The organism is Nocardia sp. CC213A, from assembly GCF_030766805.1.
Lineage (GTDB): Bacteria > Actinomycetota > Actinomycetes > Mycobacteriales > Mycobacteriaceae > Nocardia > Nocardia otitidiscaviarum.
This window is the reverse complement of sequence record NZ_JASFXA010000017.1, coordinates 25,217-45,215: the sequence shown is the minus strand read 5'-3', so window position 1 is coordinate 45,215 and position 19,999 is coordinate 25,217. Positions and strand designations below refer to the sequence as shown.

At 68.8% G+C, this 19,999-nt stretch carries 21 protein-coding genes; 14 read left to right on the top strand and 7 right to left on the bottom strand.

Features of this window, described 5'->3' with window-relative positions:
• Positions 1–103: 103 nt before the first annotated feature.
• From QJS31_RS27020 to QJS31_RS27010, 3 genes are all read right to left on the bottom strand, one after another.
• A complete protein-coding gene (locus tag QJS31_RS27020) occupies positions 104–1,822 on the bottom strand; it encodes an MFS transporter (protein ID WP_282780850.1) in 1,719 nt (572 codons plus the stop codon).
• 80 nt (positions 1,823–1,902) lie between these two features.
• Positions 1,903–2,550: a PadR family transcriptional regulator gene (locus tag QJS31_RS27015; RefSeq protein WP_282780852.1), complete on the bottom strand. Its 648-nt coding sequence runs from the start codon at positions 2,548–2,550 to the stop codon at positions 1,903–1,905.
• Between the two features lie 29 nt (positions 2,551–2,579).
• A complete protein-coding gene (locus QJS31_RS27010) occupies positions 2,580–3,317 on the bottom strand; it encodes an IclR family transcriptional regulator (RefSeq protein WP_282780865.1) in 738 nt (245 codons plus the stop codon).
• Between the two features lie 338 nt (positions 3,318–3,655).
• Here QJS31_RS27010 and QJS31_RS27005 point away from each other — a divergent pair, with 338 nt between their 5' ends.
• The 7 genes from QJS31_RS27005 (at position 3,656) to QJS31_RS26975 (ending at position 10,091) form a co-directional block, all read left to right on the top strand.
• Positions 3,656–4,159, top strand: a complete 504-nt coding sequence (locus tag QJS31_RS27005; RefSeq protein ID WP_282780853.1) for a flavin reductase family protein — start codon at positions 3,656–3,658, stop codon at positions 4,157–4,159.
• A 109-nt stretch (positions 4,160–4,268) separates the two neighbouring features.
• Complete coding sequence (locus tag QJS31_RS27000; protein WP_282780854.1) at positions 4,269–5,408, top strand: Rieske 2Fe-2S domain-containing protein; 1,140 nt, start codon at positions 4,269–4,271, stop codon at positions 5,406–5,408.
• An 11-nt stretch (positions 5,409–5,419) separates the two neighbouring features.
• Positions 5,420–5,665: a hypothetical protein gene (locus QJS31_RS26995; RefSeq protein ID WP_143982225.1), complete on the top strand. Its 246-nt coding sequence runs from the start codon at positions 5,420–5,422 to the stop codon at positions 5,663–5,665.
• A 68-nt stretch (positions 5,666–5,733) separates the two neighbouring features.
• Positions 5,734–6,813, top strand: a complete 1,080-nt coding sequence (locus QJS31_RS26990) for a ferredoxin--NADP reductase (protein ID WP_282780858.1) — start codon at positions 5,734–5,736, stop codon at positions 6,811–6,813.
• An 82-nt stretch (positions 6,814–6,895) separates the two neighbouring features.
• Entirely contained in the window at positions 6,896–7,774 is an 879-nt protein-coding gene (locus QJS31_RS26985; protein WP_282780860.1) for a VOC family protein, read from the top strand.
• 72 nt (positions 7,775–7,846) lie between these two features.
• A complete protein-coding gene (locus QJS31_RS26980; protein ID WP_282780862.1) occupies positions 7,847–9,058 on the top strand; it encodes an LLM class flavin-dependent oxidoreductase in 1,212 nt (403 codons plus the stop codon).
• 1 nt (position 9,059) lies between these two features.
• Positions 9,060–10,091: a zinc-binding dehydrogenase gene (locus tag QJS31_RS26975; RefSeq protein WP_306358040.1), complete on the top strand. Its 1,032-nt coding sequence runs from the start codon at positions 9,060–9,062 to the stop codon at positions 10,089–10,091.
• A 72-nt stretch (positions 10,092–10,163) separates the two neighbouring features.
• Here the strand turns inward: QJS31_RS26975 and QJS31_RS26970 are convergent, their stop codons facing one another.
• The gene (locus tag QJS31_RS26970; protein WP_306358039.1) at positions 10,164–11,882 is read right to left on the bottom strand and encodes a nitroreductase family deazaflavin-dependent oxidoreductase; all 1,719 of its coding nucleotides are present in this window, start codon (positions 11,880–11,882) and stop codon (positions 10,164–10,166) included.
• A gap of 135 nt (positions 11,883–12,017) precedes the next feature.
• Here QJS31_RS26970 and QJS31_RS26965 point away from each other — a divergent pair, with 135 nt between their 5' ends.
• From QJS31_RS26965 to QJS31_RS26935, 7 genes are all read left to right on the top strand, one after another.
• On the top strand, positions 12,018–12,608 hold the full coding sequence (locus QJS31_RS26965) for a TetR/AcrR family transcriptional regulator (protein WP_282777196.1): 591 nt from the start codon (positions 12,018–12,020) through the stop codon (positions 12,606–12,608).
• Between the two features lie 173 nt (positions 12,609–12,781).
• Entirely contained in the window at positions 12,782–13,975 is a 1,194-nt protein-coding gene (locus tag QJS31_RS26960; protein WP_282777194.1) for an ATP-binding protein, read from the top strand.
• Positions 13,976–14,010: 35 nt separating this feature from the next.
• Complete coding sequence (locus tag QJS31_RS26955; RefSeq protein ID WP_029927209.1) at positions 14,011–14,439, top strand: roadblock/LC7 domain-containing protein; 429 nt, start codon at positions 14,011–14,013, stop codon at positions 14,437–14,439.
• The gene (locus QJS31_RS26950; RefSeq protein ID WP_029927211.1) at positions 14,436–14,783 is read left to right on the top strand and encodes a DUF742 domain-containing protein; all 348 of its coding nucleotides are present in this window, start codon (positions 14,436–14,438) and stop codon (positions 14,781–14,783) included. The genes QJS31_RS26955 and QJS31_RS26950 overlap by 4 nt, the downstream gene beginning before the upstream one ends.
• Positions 14,758–15,363 carry an ATP/GTP-binding protein gene (locus QJS31_RS26945; protein ID WP_282777190.1) on the top strand — a complete coding sequence of 202 codons (606 nt, stop codon included), beginning with the start codon at positions 14,758–14,760 and terminating at the stop codon, positions 15,361–15,363. Before QJS31_RS26950 ends, QJS31_RS26945 begins: the two co-directional genes overlap by 26 nt.
• 77 nt (positions 15,364–15,440) lie before the next feature.
• Positions 15,441–16,610 (top strand): cytochrome P450, encoded by a 1,170-nt coding sequence (locus QJS31_RS26940; RefSeq protein WP_306358087.1) that lies wholly within the window; start codon positions 15,441–15,443, stop codon positions 16,608–16,610.
• A 9-nt stretch (positions 16,611–16,619) separates the two neighbouring features.
• A complete protein-coding gene (locus tag QJS31_RS26935) occupies positions 16,620–17,840 on the top strand; it encodes a cytochrome P450 (protein ID WP_282777189.1) in 1,221 nt (406 codons plus the stop codon).
• Between the two features lie 26 nt (positions 17,841–17,866).
• On the opposite strand, the gene QJS31_RS26930 is transcribed toward QJS31_RS26935, so the two are convergent.
• From QJS31_RS26930 to QJS31_RS26920, 3 genes are all read right to left on the bottom strand, one after another.
• Entirely contained in the window at positions 17,867–18,193 is a 327-nt protein-coding gene (locus QJS31_RS26930) for a GNAT family N-acetyltransferase (RefSeq protein ID WP_039811302.1), read from the bottom strand.
• Between the two features lie 41 nt (positions 18,194–18,234).
• The gene (locus QJS31_RS26925) at positions 18,235–18,780 is read right to left on the bottom strand and encodes a YceI family protein (protein ID WP_306358038.1); all 546 of its coding nucleotides are present in this window, start codon (positions 18,778–18,780) and stop codon (positions 18,235–18,237) included.
• Between the two features lie 74 nt (positions 18,781–18,854).
• Positions 18,855–19,940 carry an LLM class flavin-dependent oxidoreductase gene (locus QJS31_RS26920; protein WP_306358037.1) on the bottom strand — a complete coding sequence of 362 codons (1,086 nt, stop codon included), beginning with the start codon at positions 19,938–19,940 and terminating at the stop codon, positions 18,855–18,857.
• Positions 19,941–19,999: the final 59 nt, after the last annotated feature.

Sequence of the window (19,999 nt, the reverse complement as noted above, 5' to 3'; positions counted from 1 at the left end):
TCGAAATATGCCGGGCCGAGAACAGCGAGGTAGCGTCCCGCTGACCGGATCCGGCCCGGAGGCACAACGCCTCCGGGCCGCAGGTCGGTCGGGTTCGGTCCACTCAGTAGGCGGTGCCGCCGGTGGCCGGGGTGCGGCCGTGTTTCATCCAGATCGCGCCCAGCAGCGCGATCAGCGAGGTCGCCGCGATCACCCAGAAGGTGATTTCGTATCCGCGGTCGGAGAACAGCAGCGGAATCTCGTTGGTGACCGTCGGCTGCCCGGTCACCGTCACATCCGCGGCGACCGGATTGGCGTGCAGGAAGGCGGTCGCCACCGCGAGTCCGATGGCCACGCCCATGGCCTGCATGACGCCGAGCATGCCCGCGCTGACGCCCTGCTGCTGGGCGGGCACCGCCTCCACGATGAGATTGGGCGTGGCCGCGTAGTAGATGCCGAACGCGATGCCGAAGACCGCGCTGATCAGGGCGAGGGTCACCCAGCCGTGCCCGAGTGCGGCATAGGCGACGGCCGCGCCGACGAAGATGCACAGCGCCACGATCAGCGGAATGCGCGCACCCGACCGGCGAATCCACAGCCCGGCCACGAAACCGAAGATCATGGAGATCACCGCCTGCGCCAACGCGAGGTGGGTGGCGAACTCCAGCAGACTGAAGCCCTCGCCGTAGGAATACCCCGGATTCATCTCCACCCGCACCATATCCGGCGGCAGCTGCGCGAGCACCGCCTCCTCGGGCACCTGAACCGCGCCCGGCGGCAGCTCCACCCCGGGCGGCAGCTGTGCGCGGGCCTGCTCCTCGGCGGCGGCCTGCGCCTGCTGCATCGCACCGGCTTTCACCTGTTCCCAGGTGGCGGCGGTGACCTCGCCGGCCACCGCGGACTCGGGCGGCGACTGGGTCATGTAGCCGATGGCGTAGGACTGATATCCGATCATGAACGAGGCCAGCAGGGCGATGAACAGCACCACGCTCACCCGCGGCGTGAACAGCAGCTTCATATCCATGATCGGCTGTTTCACCCGCAGCTCCACCACCGGGAACAGCGCCAGCAGCACCAGGCCGCCGATCAGGTAGGCCAGCGAGGTGGGTTCGGTCCATCCCCACGCCTGGCCGTTGTCCAGGTAGATCAGGGTGAGCACCGCGCCCGCGCCCAGCAGGGCCGCGCCGACGACGTCGAGCCGCTGCGGCACTCGCAGTTTCGATTCCGGCACCACCAGGATCACCAGCGGGATCATGACGGCGGTGAAGATGAACAGGAACCAGAAGATGGCTCGCCAGCTGTTGTGCTCCACGATCCAGCCGCCGATGAGCGGACCGGCCAGCGCCGAGACGCCCAGGCCGGTGGCGGCGATGCCGATGCCCACCGGAACCAGCCTGCGCGGCATGAGATCTCGAATGAGTCCGTAGGAGATCACCGCGGTGGCGATGGCCGTCGCCTGCAGGCCCCGGCCGAACAGGAACAGCAGCCAGTTGCTGGTGACCGCGCAGATGACACAGCCGATCATGAACAGCACGCCGCAGGTGAGGAACATCTTCTTCTTGCCCCAGATATCGCTCAGCTTGCCGATGAGCGGTGAGGTGGCGGCGCCGATGACGCCGAAGATGATGATGGCCCAGTTCAGATTGGCGCCCACGGTCGGGAAGCTGGGCGCGATCTGGCGCAGTGCCGCCGACACCATGACGTATTGCATGGGTGCGACCTCGGTGAACAGCACGATCACCGCGAGGACGCCGAAGATCCTCAGCTTCGACGCGCCGTCGAGACGGCCGGTGTCCTCATCGCCGACGCCCGGCGGCGTCGTGGTTTCGACGGAGGTGTACATATTCGTCCTCCAGGTGGGTAGGTAACACGATGGCGTGAACCGTGTCACACCCGGAGATCGCCGAGTACAACCGAGTTCGGTCAGTGGGAATTATCGGAGTTCCGGTTCCCGGCGGCCTTGCGCCGGTTACGCTTCCTCGCCAGTTTGTCGAGGTCGTCCAGGAGATCCCGGGCGAATTCCCGCTCCGCCTCGTAATGGCGTACGCACCAGCGCAATACCGCGCTCGGATAGGCCCATTCCGGATTGGCGTCCGCCCCGTCGGCGTCGGCCTGGGCGCGCCGTCGCATGGTTTCGGCGTAGTCGATGTGCTGGCTCAGTATTTCGCGCATCCGCTCCGGTTCGGCCAGGTGGCCGAGCCAGGCCCGCAGCATCACGCTGTGTTTCAGCACCGGGGCCTCGACGGGGGAGTGGTTCACCCAGTGCGCGGCGGCCTCGCGACCCGATTCGGTAATGGCGTACATGCGTTTTCCGCGCATGCCGTCCTCGGACACCACGGTGCGCGAGGTCGCGTAACCGTGTTTCTCCAACCGTTTGAGTTCGGCGTAGATCTGACTGAACGACGGACTCCAATAGAAGAACTGGAGACTCCAGTCGGCCCATTTCTTCAGGTCGTAGCCGGACAGTTCGTCGGCGTGCGAGAGCATTCCGAGTACGGCCCATGCGGTCGTCGGAAGGTCCGGGCGCTGCCCGTCGGAATGCCCGGACCGCGCTGCTGCGCCTTCGGTCATCACTGCAATCTACCCCCGGCCGTCCGGGCTCAGCGCCAGTGGGCACGACGCGGGAACAGGGTGCGGCCGGCCTCGTGCGCCACCTCGAGCACCACCCGGGCCAGCCGGTCGAAGCTCATGGCGTCGGCGCGCCCCGACAGCGAGATGGCCGCGGGCGCGGTGCCGCGTCCCCGCAGCGGCGCTGCCACGCAGGCGATTCCGACCACCGCCTCCTCGCGGTCGATGGCGACGCCCTGACGCAGGCGGATCTGCTGGAGTTCGCGGCCGAGCGCGTCGGCGTCGCAGATGGTGCGCGGCGTCAGCCGGGGCAGCCGGGCGCGCACCGCGGCCTCGGCGATATTCGGTTCCAGGCAGGCCAGCATGGCCTTGCCGAGACCCGTTGCGTGCGCGGGCATCCGGCCGCCGAGCCGGGTGGGCAGGCTGGCGGCGAAACGACCACCGGCCTTGTCCAGGTACACCACGTCGCGCCCGTCGAGCACCGCGAGATGGCCGACCATGCCGGTGCGCTGGGACAGTTCGTGCAGCAGCGGGCTGACGGCGTCGCGGATCTCGTTGTGGTCGGCGGTGAGTCCGCCCAGTTCGAGGGCGCGCATACCCAGCCGATATCCGCCGGATGTGTGTGCCAGCCAGCGAAGTTTGATCATTTGGTCCAGAATGCGATGGACCGTCGAACGCGGCAGTCCGGTGCGCTCGACCAGGCCGAGCAGGGTGAGCGTCGGAGTGGAGGCATCGAACGCGTCCAGGATGAGCGTCATGCGCTCGATCATCGACACCGGGACCTCCGCGGCGGTGTTGCGAGCGTCTTTGGCGTGAGAGTCTCTGCCGCGCATGGGGGTTCGGTTCTCCGCCGAAGAGAGCAGGGCGACGGACATGAGTACCTCCGTTGGTTCGTGTCCAGTCTAGGACTATGCCGATTAGGCATGTACCTGTTTCGGACGTTGTGCTACCCATCACAGTGCCCTGCGGCGCATACGGAGGAATCGGGAGAACTACGTATGTTCCACGGATCCGTGTCCCGGTGACCGAACCCCGATATTGACGCTTCCTCGGCCCGACCTGCTGTTATGACTGCCAGCGATATTTCGGATCGAAATAAGGAGTTGCCGTGGAACCGGCTCTCGACGAGGTTCCGGCGATCGACGCGGCGGCGTTCAAGGCCGTGCTGGGGCGGTTCTGCTCCGGCGTCACCGTGATCACCGCGCTGGACGACGGGCATCCCGTCGGCTTCGCCTGCCAGTCCTTCGCCGCCCTGTCCCTGGACCCGCCGCTGGTGAGCTTCTTTCCGGCGCGCACCTCCACCACGTGGCCGCGCATCCGGCGGGTGGGCCGCTGCTGTGTGAACATCCTGGCCGACCATCAGGACGAGCTCTGCCGACGGCTGGGCCGCCGGGGACCGGACAAGTTCGCGGGCGTGGACTGGACGCCCTCGGCCAATGGCGCACCCCGGCTGGGCGGTGCGCTGGCCAGCATCGACTGCGAAGTCCACGACGAGGTCGACGGCGGTGACCACACCGTTGTCATCGCCCGCGTCACCGGCCTGACCGAACATTCCGACGCGTCGCCGCTGCTGTTCTACCGGGCGGCCTTCGAGCGTCTCGCCCAGCGGTAGTCCGGCGTCTCGATTACCGGTAGCCACCTCCCGGCCAGTGGGACTTCGCCTGCGACGCCCAGCACCGCGGCCGCAACCTCGAACCAACGGATTCTCGAAAGGACCTCACATGACCACCACGGACAGTGACGTGCGCGTGATCGACGCGGGCGCACCGCCCACGCGGTTCGCCCGCGGCTGGCACTGCCTGGGTCTGGCGGACTCCTTCCGCGACGGAAAGCCGCACCCCATCACGGCTTTCGGCACCGAACTGGTGGTGTTCGCCAGCGCCGACGGTGCGCTCAACGTGCTCAACGCCTACTGCCCGCACATGGGCGGCAACCTGGCCGACGGCACCGTCAAGGGCGATTCCCTGGCCTGCCCCTTCCACGACTGGCGCTGGAACGGCAAGGGCAAATGCACCGGCATCCCCTATGCGCGCCGGGTGCCGCCGCTGGCCCGCACCAGGGCCTGGCCAACCATGGAGCAGAACAAACAGCTCTTCGTGTGGAACGACCCGGAGCACCGGCAGCCGCCCGCCGAACTGGCCATTCCGCGGATCGACGGCGCGTTCGACGACGGCTGGACCGACTGGACCTGGAACAGCATGGTCGTCGACGCCAACGCCCGCGAGGTCATCGACAACGTGGTCGACATGGCGCACTTCTTCTACGTGCACTACGGCTTCCCGACCTTCTTCAAGAACGTCTTCGAGGGCCACGTCGCCAGCCAGTACATGACCTCCATCTCGCGCGAGGACATGATGGGCGAGACCGCGAAAGCCCTGGGCGGCAAGAACGTCCTGCATTCCGAGGCGTCCTACTACGGCCCCTCCTACATGATCGACTACCTGCGCAGCGAGAGCGCCGGGCTGACCGTCGAGGGTTACCTGATCAACTGCCACTACCCGGTCTCGGAGAACCGGTTCGTGCTCCAGTACGGGGCCATCGTCAAGAAGCCCGAGGGTATGGACGAGGAGCGGGCCCTCGAGATCGCGAACAAGTTCGCGGCCGGACTGGGCAAGGGGTTCGAACAGGACGCCGCCATCTGGAAGCGCAAGAGCCGCATCAACAATCCGCTGCTGTGCGAGGAGGACGGCCCGGTGTACCAGCTGCGCCGCTGGTACGAGCAGTTCTACACCGACGTCGCGGATGTCACCGAGGAGATGACCACCCGCTTCGAATTCGAGGTGGACACCACCCGCGCGGTCACCGCGTGGGAGGCGGAGGTCGCCGCGAACCTGGCCAAGGGCGCGACCGCGCCGTTCTGAGAGCCACTGTCATGGAACAGGTTTCGTGCCGGTCCTGCGGGACGTGCGTCGCGGTGGAGAAGTTCAGCCCGCAGCACACCAGCGTGCAGTGGAATAGCGCGGCCGTGGCCGCGTGTACCGGTCTGGCCCGCGACGGACTGCGCTCGCACACCTGCCCGGCGTTGCGGGCCAGCATCGAGAACGCGGTGGCGGCCGGGGAATTGGGTGTGAGCACGCGCGACGCGGACGTGCGCACCCGCGGCCGGACGCTGCGCTGAGCGTCGCGCCCGCCACCCGCCGGGCCGATGACATGCGGCCGCCGCGGGAACGAGTACTGGAGGAATGGATGACGGTGACAGAGCTGGAACCGGAAACGGCCCGGCGCGGCGGTGATATCGCCAGCGTGCGGGTGGTGCGGGTGGTGCGCGAAACCCCTGACGCGGTGTCGCTGGAACTCGTGCCCGAACCGGCGCACGCCGCACGCTTCGGCTACCGGCCCGGCCAGTTCCTGACGCTACGCGTCCCCAGTGCGCTGACCGGTTCGGTGAGCCGCTGCTACTCGCTGTCGAGCGCACCGCACGAGGGCGGCCCGCTCAAGGTCACCGTGAAACGCACCCCCGGCGGCTACGGCTCGAACTGGTTGTGCGACAACGCCGTCGCGGGCACCACCCTGGCGGCGCTGCCGCCGGCGGGCCTGTTCACCCCCGCTTCGCTGGACACCGACCTGCTGCTGTTCGGCGCGGGCAGCGGTATCACCCCGGTCCTGTCGATACTCAAGGCCGCACTCGCCGAGGGCACCGGCCACATCACGCTGTTCTACGCCAATCGCGACGCCGAATCGGTGATCTTCGCGGGCGAACTCGCCGCACTCGCCGCGGCGCATCCGGAACGGCTGCTGGTCTGGCAGTGGCTGGAGAGCGTGCAGGGCCTGCCGACCGTGGCGCAGCTGGCGGCGGCGGCGCGACCCTGGGCGGGGCGGGAGGTTTTCGTCTGCGGCCCCGGCCCGTTCATGGACGCTGTCACGTCGGCCTTGGCCCAACTCGGCGCGGACCGCGAACGGGTGCACCTGGAGAAGTTCGTCTCGCTCACCGGAAACCCCTTCGAGGACAACGGCACCGACACCGCACTCGACGACGGACCCGACTCCGGCGCACCGGCGACGGCGCACGTGCGGCTCGACGGCGAGCAGCACGAGGTGGACTGGCCGCGCCGCCGGACCCTGCTGGACGCCCTGCTGGCGCAGGGCATCGAAGCGCCCTATTCCTGCCGGGAGGGGGCGTGCAGCGCCTGTGTGTGCCGGGTGGTCTCGGGTGCGGTCGCCATGCGCCGCAACGAGGTGCTCACGGACGAGGACCTGGCCGAGGGCTATGTGCTCGCCTGTCAGGCCGTCCCGGAGACCGACGACGTCTCGGTCACCTATTCCTGATTCCCCGAGCTGATTTCCCCCGAGCTGATTTCCCCCGAACTGATTCCCCGAACCGATTCTCTCCGAACCCAGAGGAGTTCCCATGGCTGCCCTCAGCTCCCTCGGCTATGTGCGGGCGCGTATCGCCGACGTGCGGGCCTGGCGTGAATTCGCCTTCGACACCATCGGTTTCGCGGAGGGGTCGGGGCCGAATCCGGAATCGGTCTACCTGCGCACCGATGAGCACACCTACCGCTTCGAACTGGTGCCCGGCGACCGCGACGAGGTGATCGCCGTGGGCTGGCAGGTGGCCGACGGCCGGTCGCTGACCCTGGTGCGGGAAACCCTGGAGCAGGTGGGCGTCGCGGTCACCGCGCTGTCACCGGCCGAGGCCGCGGCCCGGCACGTGGAGGAGGCCATCGCGTTCACCGATCCGTCGGGCTTCACCATCGAGGTGTTCCACGGCCCGCTGCTCGACCACGGCCCGGTGCTCACCCGGCACGGCGCCCGCTTCGTCACCGGCGAACTGGGCCTCGGGCACGTGGTGCTGCCGGTGCGCGATATCGAGGCCGCGCGCAGGTTCTACACGGAGGTACTGGATTTCACCGCGCGCGGCTCCTTCCGGGTGGGTCCGCCGCAGCAGCCGATCTGGATCCGGTTCCTGGGCGTCAACGCCCGCCACCACAGCCTGGCGCTCATTCCGGGCAGCCGACCCGACGGTCCGGGCATCGTGCACGTGATGGTGGAGGTCGACACGCTCGACGACGTCGGCCGCGCCCTGGACCGCGTCACCGCGGCGGGCTACCACCTCTCGTCCACCCTGGGCCGTCACACCAACGACAAGATGATCTCGTTCTACGTGCGCACGCCGGGCGGCTGGGATCTCGAATTCGGCTGTGCCGGAATGCTCGTCGGCGAGGACTACGTCGCCGAAGAGATGACCGCCGACAGCTACTGGGGTCACGAATGGTCCAGGGGCTGAACCGGTCCGGGAACTGAATCAGGCCCATCGCGATCGTCCCACAACTGCATATCCGCAAAGGAGCGTCCACACGTGCATCAGCCCACCGCACCCGGACCCACCCGGTTCGGCTTCTTCATCGCGCCGTACCACCCGCTGAACGGCAATCCCACCCTGCAACTCCAGCGCGACCTGGAACTGGTGGAGCTGGCCGACCGGCTCGGTTTCGCCGAAGCCTGGGTGGGCGAGCACCATTCGGCCGGAATGGAGATCATCGCCGCGCCCGAGGTGTTCCTGGCCGCCGCCGCGCAGCGCACCACCCACATCCGGCTCGGCACCGGCGTGAACTCACTGCCCTATCACCAGCCGATGATGCTGGCGGACCGGCTGTGCCTGGTCGACCATCTCACCAAGGGGCGGCTCATGATGGGCATCGGCCCGGGGCAGCTTGCCTCCGACGCGGCCATGATGGGCATACCCCAGTCCCGCCAGCGCGACATGATGCACGAGTCGATGGACGTACTCGTCCGGCTGTTGCGTGGTGAGGTGGTCACGGCCGAGACGGACTGGTTCGAGCTCGACGAGGCCCGCCTGCAACTGCTGCCCTATCAGCAGCACGGCCTGGAAATGGCGGTGGCGTCCACGATCTCGCCGTCCGGTGCGGTGCTGGCCGGACGCCACGGCGCGGGGCTGCTCTCCCTCGCGGCCTCCGATCCCAGCGGCTACGAGGCGCTGCTGCCCAACTTCCGGGTCTACGAGCAGACCATGGCCGAGTACGGTCACACCGTGCGCCGCGCCGACTGGCGGCTGGTCGCACCCATGCACCTGGCCGAGACCCGCGACCGGGCGCGGCGCGAAGTCGAATGGGGCATCGGGCATCTGGTGGACTACATCCGCAAGCTCAGCGGCATGGACGTGCCCTGGGGCGATACCGCCGCCGAGGCGGTGGCGCAGTGGGTCGGCCCCGGATTCCCCGCCTTCGGCCGGGCCACCATCGGCACCCCGGACGACGCCATCGCCGCCATCACCGATCTGGCCGAGCAGTCCGGCGGATTCGGCACCTTCCTGGTGCTGGCGCTCGACGTGGCCGACCGGGACGCCACCCGGCGTTCGGCGCGGCTGTTCGCCGAACACGTCATTCCGCACTTCACCCGCGCCAACCGCAATCGGGTGGCCTCGCTGGACTGGGCCAACGCCAACAGTGAGCGACTCATGTCCGGTATGCGGGCCGGAGTGGAGGCCGCCTTCGAACGGCACGGGCAGGCGCTGGCCGCCGCGCTCCGGCCCCGTCGGGAAGGACGCTGAGATGCGCGCGGTAGTCATGCGTGATCGGCGGCTCGTGGTCGACGAGGTGCCCGAACCGGTGCCCGGACCCGGTCAGGTGCTGGTGGAGACGATCGCCTGCGGAATCTGCGGTTCCGACAAACAGGCCCTCGACCACACCGACGCATTCCTGCAGGCGTCCCGCGACAGCGGCGTGCCCACCTTCCTGTTCGACCCGCATCGCGACCTGGTCATGGGCCATGAACTGGCGGCCCGGGTGATCGGGGCCGGACCGGATACGCCCTACACCGAGGGCCAGGCCGTGGTCGCGCTGCCGTGGGCGCTGGACGCGGCGGGCGTCATCCACGGCGTCGGGTACTCCAACGACTTCCCGGGCGGCTACGGGGAGCGCATGGTGTTGCAGGCCATGGCGCTGGAGCCCATTCCCGACCATGTGCCGCCGCGGGTGGCGGCCCTGACCGAACCGCTGGCCGTCGGCTTCGGCAATGTCGCCCGTACGGGTATCGGCCCGGAGGGCACCGGCATCGTGATCGGCTGCGGACCCGTGGGTCTGGGTGCGGTGGCGGCGCTCGCGGAGCGCGGCGCGGCACCGATCGTTGCCTCGGATCCGTCCCCGCTGCGCCGGGCGGCGGCGCTCCGGTTGGGGGCGCACCGGGTGATCGATCCGGCCGCCGAGGACCCCGTGGACGTCTGGCGGGAGCAGGCCGCGCCCGGGCAGCAGTTGCACGTCTGGGTGTGCGCCGCGGTGCCCGGACTGCTCAACGACCTGCTGTACCGGTGTCCGCGCGAAACCCGGATTCTCCAGGTGGGCGCGGTCATGACCGATGACGTGATTCGGCCCATCGTGGGCATCTACAAGGACATCTCGGTGCAGATGTGCATGGTGTACCCGCACGAGGAGTACGCGCGCACCCTGCGCCGCATCGCCGAGGGCACCGTCGACGCGGCCTCGCTCATCACCGACGAGGTCGGTTTCGACGGCGTCGTGGGAGCGATCGAGGCGCTGCGCCGCCCCGACGACCACATCCAGATCCTGGTCCGCCCGGATCTGTGAGTCCCGGGCAGGGCCGACGGCGGTCGTTCGAGCACTGGATTCGAACGACCGCCGTCGGGTATTCACCGGGATTCAGGATCGGACGGGAGAATCCTGATCGGTGAAGGTGACGCGCACGGTAACGGGAGTCGTCTCCAGCGCGGCGAACATGGTTCGGGCCAGTGGCGCCAGCAGCGGATGCGGTGCGAAGGTGCGCGCCCGCGCCACCACGTCGTCCTCCGGCAGCAGGGTGGCGGCGCCGGTGCGCCACCGATCGCCCCGGCGCACCCGGATGGTCGGATTCTCGGCGATATTGCGACCCCACCCCGACCGCATGCCGTGCTGGCAGATCATCCACGCGCCCTCGTCGTCGAACAGCACCGAGACCGGAACCCGGCGCGGGGCGCCGGATTTGCGGCCGATGGTCTCGATCTCGGTGGCCAGCGTGGTGCGCACGCCCACCCGATCCAGCGCCCGCACCGTCGGATTCATGAGGTAGCGGCCGAGCGCGCGTTCCCGCCGGAACTTGCGGGCCGCCCGGTCGTCGGCGGAGCGCGAGGCGGAGGAGCGCTTGCTGCGGAAGGCGTCGACACCGTGGTGGCGCACCATGTTCACGGCCGTGAGCCAGGGGGAGCGGGCCGGATCCGGATCCGCCCCGGAGCCCATGCGGTGCAGTTGGTCGGTGTGCCACTGCAGATCCAGCGCGCCGTCGAATGCTTTCAGAGTGCCGTTGGCCGCCAACCGCGGCGGCAGGCCCAGGGTGATATGCGGCGGGCGCAGCACCTCGGTGCGCCCGGTGAGCAGATCGGCCGCGGCGGTGGGGAACACGGCGGTCGGGCGGCCCAGCCCGACCACATCGCAGCGCCCGGAGGCGACCGCCGCGGCCATCGCCGCGGCGGAGCGGAACCCACCCGTCACCGCGACCGGCGTGGAGCCGGCCATGCTGCGCACGGTGTCGGCGTAGTCCAGGAAGTACGCCTCCCGGGCGCGGGTGCTCGCCGCGACCGTGCGCGGTCGGCCCATCATGGCGGGGGATTCGTAACTGCCGCCGCTGATCTCGACGAGGTCGACGGCTTCGGCCGCCAGCCGGGCCACCACCTCCCGCGATTCCGCTTCGGTGAAGCCACCGCGCTGGAAATCGGCCGAGTTCAACTTGATTCCGAGGGCGAAACCGGGGCTCACCTGAGCCCGAATGGATTTCACCACCTCGAGTACGAATCGCGACCGCCGCTCGGGATCACCGCCCCAGGCGTCGGTGCGGCGATTCGACAGCGGCGACAGGAACTGCGACACCAGATAGCCGTGTGCCCCGTGGATCTGCACGCCGTCGAATCCGGCCGCCTCCGCCACCCGGGCGGCGGTGCCGAAGCGGCCGACGATGTCCAGGATCTCGTCCTCGGTGAGTTCGCGCGGGGCGGGCAGACCCGGAATGGTCAGCGCGACGGCCGACGGCGCGACCGGGCGGTGCCGGGTGACGAGCGGGTTGGCCTGCCGACCCGGGTGATTGAGCTGGACCCACACCGGCGTGCCGCCGTCCTTGCCCGCCTTGGCCCAGCGGGTCAGGGCCCCGAGGTGGCGCTCGTCCTCCATGGCCACATTGCCGGGTTCGCCGAGGTGGCGGCCGTCCACCATGACATTGCCGGTGACGAGCAGTCCGTAGCCGCCCGCGCCCCAGCGGCGGTACAGCCGTTCGAGGCGTTCGTCGGGTGCGAGGTCGGCGTTGCCCAGGCCCTCGCTGAGGGCGGACTTCATGATCCGGTTGGGTAGGGTCCGGCCGCAGGCGAGCGGTAGCGGATCGTGCAGGGTCGGCATCGTCGGCCCCCGTTCGTGTGGAGTGGTTGCCCGGTTTGGTAGACCAATCGGTATACTCGGACGGTAGTACACCAACCGGTCTAGGACAAGGCCGTAGACTGACCATCGCGGGCCGACGCGGAAAGGGGTGCGCGGATGGGAGCCAGGGACAAACTGGTCGACAGTGCGATCGACCTCATGCGCCGCTACGGCATCGCGGGCACCGGCGTGGCGCAACTGCTCGAGCACAGCGGCATCTCGCGTCGCTCGATCTATCTGAACTTCCCGGGCGGCAAGGCTGAACTGGTCGCCGAGGCCACCCGGGCGGCCGGTGCGGCGTCAAGTGCCCTTATCCGAACTTTCGCGGCGGGCGCCGATGTGGTCTCCGGTATCGCCGCCGTACCGGGGATCTGGCGGGAAGCCCTCATAGCCAGCGATTTCTCCGCGGGCTGCCCGATCGTGGCCGCCGCGCTGGGGCGCGCGGAATCGGCGGCCGCCGCCGACGCCGCGGGGGACGTCTTCGCCGAATGGGAGGACATCCTCACCGAGCGCCTGCGGGCCGAGCGGGTCGACCCCGAGACCGCGCGCACGCTGGCGACCACCATCATCGCCGCAGTAGAGGGCGCGATTGTCATGTCATTGGCACAGCGGTCCGCCGAACCGTTGGAGCGCACCGGGAAACAGTTGACCGCCCTGGTCGCCCAGTACACCCGCGCCGCCGCCACCGCGAACCGACACCTCGCGTAATACCGTGCAGTGCACGGTTTTCCGATCTTGCGGAGTCGGTCGAGGATTCGCTGTGATGCTGCTACTGTGTTCGAGTCGTCGGGATCGCAGTCCGCGCGCAATGAAAGCCGCTGCCGCGCGCGCGATCTCCGAACACTCGACATGAGCTGCGAGGAAGGGCGAGACCGAACGCTGTGAATCTATCCATCGCCATGGTGATTTCCTGGGTCGTCGCTCTGTTGCTCCTCGGAGCGCTCGGTGCCTATGCGGTACGGGAGCGCACGCGCGCCCGGGCGCTGGAGCGCGAGCTTCGGATGCGCACCGAAGCCTGGGAGCAGAGCCGACTCGAATTCGAAGAGGAAGCGCGCCAAGCCGTCGCCCGTGCCGAGGCATCGGTGCGCGCCGAACTGGAATCCGGTGCGCGCACGGCCACCGGCGCGGCGGTGCGCTCCTTCGGCACCTCCGTGGTGAGCCTCGGCGCGGACGTGGGTCAGGTGGTGAGCAACGCGCTGCGCGAACATCGCGGCGACGAGGTCTACGAAACCCTCACCCGCATCGACCACAGCGTGCAGCAGATGCTGCGCCAGGCCCAGTCGTACGTGATCGTCTCCGGCGGCCTGCCCGGCCGCCGCTGGCCGCAGCAGCCGCTCACCGACATCGTCGGCGGTGCGATCGGCCGCGTGCGTGACTTCACCCGGGTGCGGTTCAACCAGCTCGACCGGGTGGTCATCAGCCGCGCCGTGGAACCGCTGGTGCACACCATCGCGACGCTGCTGGACAACGCCCTGCGCTATTCGCCGCCCACCTCGTACGTGGACGTCGGATTCCAGGAGGGGCACCACGGCGTCACCATCATCATCGACGACGCCGGCGTGCGCATGAACAACGAGCAGATGGAGGAGGCCCGCCAGGTGCTCGCGGGCGAGCGCTCGGTCGACATCCACCAGCTCGGACCCACCCCCCGCGTCGGCTTCCCCAGCGTCTCCGCGCTGGCCCGCCGCTACGGCTTCACCGTCTACGTGGACGGCCCCAACGCCTACGGCGGCACCAGGGCCATGGTGTTCGTGCCCGAGGCGCTGTTCGTTCCCCGCCGCGCCGGAGTCGACGGCCCGGCCACCGAGGTGGTACCGGTGCCGCAGGTCGACGCCCCCGCACCCGACCCCGCGCCGGCCCCGGCGCCGACCGAGGAGCCCGCATCGGTGCGCGATATCACCGAAGGTGGTCTGCCCAAACGCCGTCGCCGGTCGCCCGCGCTCGCGGCCGTGGGCACCGCTCGGGAGCCGCGCCCTGAGGCGGAAACGCAGCAGGACACCAGCACCATTGCTCGACCCGATATCGCCGCCGCCTGGCACAGCGGTTCGCAGAGCGGCCGCGCCGCCGCGCGTTGACAGCGCACGTTGACACCGAAGGGATGACGTTTCCGATGGGAACACCCGGCACCGCCGTAACCGAACGCGCCAACAAATTGGCGTGGATGCTCAGCGAATTGGAGATTCCGGGCGTGCGTTTCGCCGTCCTACTCTCCGACGACGGGCTCCGGATCGCGCACACCGGTGGTATCGGCGTGGACGACGCCGAGCGCTTCGCCGCCGCGGCGTCGGGCCTGCGTTCACTGGGCAAGGCGCTCGGCGAGTTCTGCGGCAATTCGAACTCGGTGCGCCAGAACATGACCGAGTACGACGGCGGGATGATCTTCATCACCGCCGCCGGCGTGGGTGCGCTGCTAGGGGTGGCCACCACCACCGAGGTGGACGTCAGCCTGGTCGCGCACCGCATGAACGCGCTCGCGGTCCGCGTCGGGCACGAACTGGGTTCGATGTCGAACCAGAGGGTTGGCGGCGACCTGCAATGACCGGGCAGCGGCGGGATCCGGACCTGGTCCGGGCGTACGTGCGCACGGGCGGCCGGAGCCGGCCGACCCGGAATCTGGGCTTGGTCACCCTGGTGATCGCGGCGCGGGAACCCGACCCCGGGGCCACCCCCGACGCGATCCGGGTGCTGAGTATCTGCCGTCGTGGCGTCCTGTCGCTCGCCGAGGTCGCGGCATATCTCGACCTGCCGCCGTCCGTCGTGAAGATCGTCGCAGCCGACCTGCTCGACAGCGGACACCTGACCACTCCTACCCCGGCCGAGGAACTGCCGGATGCTGCGTTGCTGGAGGAGGTACTGAATGGGCTCCGCGCTCTCTCGGCCTGAGCTCGTCGTCGATCACGTTCCCGATACCGTCACCCGGTCGGTGAAGCTGTTGGTGGCGGGCAATTTCGGCGTCGGCAAGACCACCTTCGTCGCGAGCGTTTCCGAGATCCGGCCGCTGCACACGGAGGAGACCATTACCGAAGCCAGTGTGGGCGTGGACGATATGGCCGGATTGCCCGGTAAGACGACCACCACCGTGGCCATGGACTTCGGTCGCATCACCCTGAATCCGCGGTTGGCCCTGTACCTGTTCGGCACTCCGGGACAGCATCGCTTCGTCCCGCTGTGGGAGGAGTTGGCCCGCGGCGCGCTGGGCGCGCTGGTCCTGGTCGACACCCGGCGGATCGAACAGTCCGACGAGGTGCTGGCGCTGCTGGAGGAGCGTGAGGTGCCCTACGCCGTCGGCATCAACGAGTTCGACGACGCGGTCCGGTACCCGCTCGAGGAGGTGCGCGACGCACTCGACCTCACCCCCGACACCCCGCTGATGGCGCTCGACGCCCGCGATCGCGGCACCTGTGTGCGTTCCCTGATCACGCTGGTGGAATACCTGTCCCGCCGTGCGGGGTCCATGCGGTGACCCGCAATTTCATCGAGCCGATCACCGCCCCGGTGCCCTACGGCTCGCCCATCGGCTCCGATGGACCCCGGATCGCCATGTACACCGCCGAATTCGCGGCCGACCCGCACGGCGCCTACGCCGAGATGCGCCGGCGCTTCGGCCCGATGGCCCCGGTCGACCTCGCCCCGGGCGTACCCGCCACCCTGGTCATCGGATACCGCACCGCCGTGCGAATCCTCAACGACCCCGAGCACTTTCCCGCCGATCCCCGGTACTGGCAGCGCACCGCACCCGCCGACAGTCCGATCATGCCGATGCTGGAATGGCGGCCGAACGCCTTGCGCAGTGCGGGCAATGAGCACATTCGGTACCGGCAGGCCAATGTGGCGGCCATCCGCGCCGTGGACCTCTACGCGCTGCACGACACCGTGGAGCGCATCGCGATACCGTTGATCAACGCCTTCTGCGCGTCCGGAAGCGCGGATCTGATGGCCCAGTACGCGTTTCCGCTCGCCTTCGGGGCGGTCAATGCCCTGCTGGGCTGCCCGGCGGAAATCGGCCAGCGCATCGCCGCCGGTATGGCCGCCATCTTCGACGGCGTCGACGCCGAACAGGGCAACCGCGTCCTCACCGAGGCCATTCTGGAACTGGTGCTCGGCAAGCGATCCCGGCCCGGTGACGACATCGTCTCCCGACTGGCCGCCGATCCGGCCGAACTGTCCGACGAGGAGATGATCCACCAGATCGTCACCCTCTACGGCGCGGGCATCGAACCGGCGCAGAACCTCATCGTGAACGCGCTGCGGCACATGCTCGTCGACAGCACCCTGGCCGACGGCCTGCACGCGGGCAGCCTCACCACCCGCGATGCCCTGGACCGGGTGCTCTACACCGATCCGCCCATGGCCAACTACTGCGTGAGCTATCCGCGCCAGCCCATGCTCATCGACGGAGTGTGGCTGCCCGCGCATCAGCCGGTGGTGATCAGCATGGCCGCCTGCAACAACGATCCGGACATCGGTGCGGGGCGGGCGCTGCACAATCGCGCGCATCTGTCCTGGGGCGTAGGCCCGCACGCCTGTCCGGCCCGCCCGACGGCGTACCTGATCGCCGAGGACGCCATCGACCAACTGCTCGACGCACTGCCCGACCTGCGGCTCGGCGTCGCCGTGGACGAATTGGCCTGGCGGCCGGGGCCTTTCCACCGGTCCCTCACCGCGCTGCCGGTCGTCTTCCCCCCGACTGCTCCGTTGACCGTGCCGTAAGGAGAAAGCGTGACCACCGACCCCATCGTCCTGGATCCCACAGGGGCCGACATCCAGGGCGAGATCAATCGACTACGCGAGCGTGGACCGGCGAGCCTGGTGGAACTGCCCGGCGGCGTGACCGCGTGGTCGGTCACCGATACCGCGCTGCTGGAAAGCCTGCTCACCGATTCGCGCGTCTCCAAGGATCCGCGCCAGCACTGGCCCGCCTTCATCAACGGTGAGATCCCGCAGGACTGGCCGCTGTTCCTGTGGGTGGCGGTCAACAATATGTTCACCGCCTACGGGGCCGATCATCGGCGGCTGCGCCGACTCGTCGCGCCCGCCTTCACCGCGCGCCGCACCGCGGCCCTGCAACCGCGCATCGAGGCCATCACCGCGGAACTGCTCGACGCCATCGCCGCCACTCCGGCCGGGGAGCCGGTCGACCTGCGGGAGGCGTTCTGCTACCCGCTGCCGATCCGGGTGATCTCCGAACTCATGGGCGTGCCCGACGAATTGGTGCCCGGCCTGCGCAAGTGCGCGGACGGCGTCTTCGACACCACCCTCGGTCCCGAGGAGTCACAGGCGAACTACCTGGAGCTCTACCGGATTCTGGGTGAGCTGATCGCCTACAAGCGCGCGACGCCGGGCGACGATATGACCAGCGTGCTCATCACCGCCCGCGACGAGGACGGGTCGACGCTGGAGGAGCAGGAACTCGTCGACACCCTGCTGCTGGTCATCACCGCCGGGCACGAGACCACCATCAACCTGTTGGACCAGGCCATCTTCGCCACCCTCACCCATCCGGAGGCGCGCGCCGACCTGATGGCGGGCCGGGCGGCCTGGTCGGACCTGGTGGAGGAATCGCTCCGGCTGGAGGGTGCGGTCGTACATGTGCCGCTGCGCTACGCGGTGGACGACATCGAACTCGACGGCGTGCGCATCGCCAAGGGCGAACCGATCCTGGCCTGCTACGCCGGACCCGGCCGCGACCCGAAGGTGCACGGGGACACCGCCGGTCAACTCGACCTGGCGCGCGCGGACAAGAGCCATATGGCCTTCGGCTACGGCGCGCACCACTGCCTGGGTGCCCCGCTGGCCCGGCTGGAGGCCAATTCCGCGCTGCCCGCGCTGTTCCGGCGCTTCCCGGACATGCGGCTCGCGGTCGCGCCGGACCAGCTGACACCCCTGGCCAGCTTCATCTCCAACGGGCACACCGCCGTGCCGGTGTATCTGGAGGCGTAGCCGGGAGACCTGGCGCGGCGGCCGCGCTAGTCGGCCGTGGCCGCCGCCTTGGCCTCCGGGGTCACCGGATCCAGGAGATCGTCGAAGTCGTGGTGCTTCTCCACGAAGTGCGCGACAAAGGGGCAGACGGGGACGACGCGTTTACCCTGTTTCCGGGTCTCGGTGAGCGCCGCGTGGATCAGGACGCTGCCCAGGCCCCGGCCGGAGAACCGATCATCGAGTTCGGTGTGGTAGAAGATGCGCTGGTCACCGGTATCCACATAAGCGGCCAGTCCGGCGCGTTCACCATCCACCTCGATATCGAACTGTTCCGGGGTGGCGTCGTCCCGCTGGATGACGGTCGGGTCGCTCATATTTCCTCGCTTTCGATCGGTTCGCCGCGCGGCGAAGTGGTTCAGCCCTGCTGGACGACCTCGATGCCGAGGGTGAGGGTGATCTTGTCGCCGATCACCGCGCCACCGTCGGCCAGAGGCATATCGATAGTGATTCCCCAATCTCGGCGATTGATGACCGTCTTGGCCTCGAAACCGGCTACCGGGCCCTGACCCATGCCCGGATTCACGCCCAGGAACTCCACCTCGAGGGTGACCGGCTTGGTGACTCCGGCGATGCTGAACTCGCCGTCGACCTCGAAGTCCTCGCCGTTGACCCGGAAACCGGTGGACTTGAAGGTGGCCAGCGGGAAGTTCTCGGCATTGAAGAAGTCGGCGGTGCGCAGGTGGGCGTCGCGCTGCGGATTGTCGGTGGTCACCGAGTCCACGCGGATCTCGGCCTCGGCGCTGGCGGTGCCGTCCTCGCCGATGACGAGTTGGCCGGAGAAGTCGGTGAAGCGGCCGCGGACCTTGGACACCATCAGGTGGCGTACCGCGAAGCCGAGCGTGGAATGCGCGGCGTCGATGGTCCAGGTTCCGGCGGTCAGGGCGGTGGTGCTGGCGGTCATGATTACTCCTCGTTGTGGTTGTGCGGGTGTCGCGGTTGTGCGGTGTCGTGGTCGTGCGATGGGGGTCGAATCGGTTACTTGGCGGCGGCGGTGCGCTGCGCCAGTAGCGAGGCGTGGGTGGGCGCGTCCGGGACGTGTGCCGGGCGCGCGGCGGCGAATTCCCGGCGCAGTACCGGAATCACCTCCTCGCCCAGCAGATCCAGCTGCTCCAGCACGGTCCGCAGGGGCAGTCCGGCGTGGTCGATCAGGAACAGCTGCCGCTGGTAGTCGCCGAAGGATTCGCGGAAGGTCAGCGTCTTGTCGATGACCTGCTGCGGGCTGCCCACGGTGAGCGGTGTCTGATCCATGAAGTCCTCGAGCGAGGGTCCGTGGCCGTAGACGGGCGCGTTGTCGAAGTAGGGGCGGAACTCGCGGATGGCGTCCTGGGAGTTCTTGCGCATGAACACCTGTCCGCCCAGACCGACGATGGCCTGATCGGCCGAACCGTGCCCGTAGTGTTCGTAGCGCTGACGGTACAGCCCGATCAGCCGTTGGAAATGCTCCTTGGGCCAGAAGATGTTGTTGGCGAAGAAGCCGTCGCCGTAGTAGGCGGCCTGCTCGGCGATCTCGGGACTGCGGATGGAACCGTGCCACACGAACGGCGCGACGCCGTCGAGCGGGCGCGGGGTGGCGGTGAAGCCCTGGAGGGGAGTGCGGAAGCGGCCCTGCCAGTCCACCACGTCCTCGCGCCAGAGCCGGTGCAGCAGTTGGTAGTTCTCGATGGCCAGCGGAATGCCCTCGCGAATGTCCTGTCCGAACCAGGGGTAGACCGGTGCGGTGTTGCCGCGTCCGAGCATGAGGTCGACGCGACCGTCGGCCAGGTGCTGCAGCATGGCGAAGTCCTCGGCGATCTTCACCGGGTCGTTGGTGGTGATGAGCGTGGTCGCGGTGGACAGGATGAGCTTCTCGGTGCGCGCCGCGATATAGCCGAGCATGGTGGTCGGCGACGACGGCACGAACGGGGGATTGTGGTGCTCGCCGGTCGCGAATACGTCCAGGCCCACCTCTTCGGCCTTGTGCGCGATGGCGACCATCGCCTTGATGCGCTCGGCCTCGCTGGGGGTGCGGCCGGTGGTCGGGTCGGCGGTGACGTCACCGACCGTGAAGATTCCGAACTGCACGCGTCCTCCTCGTCGTGGCATCCACTTGGTGGATGTGGCAACCATATCGGCAATTTGTG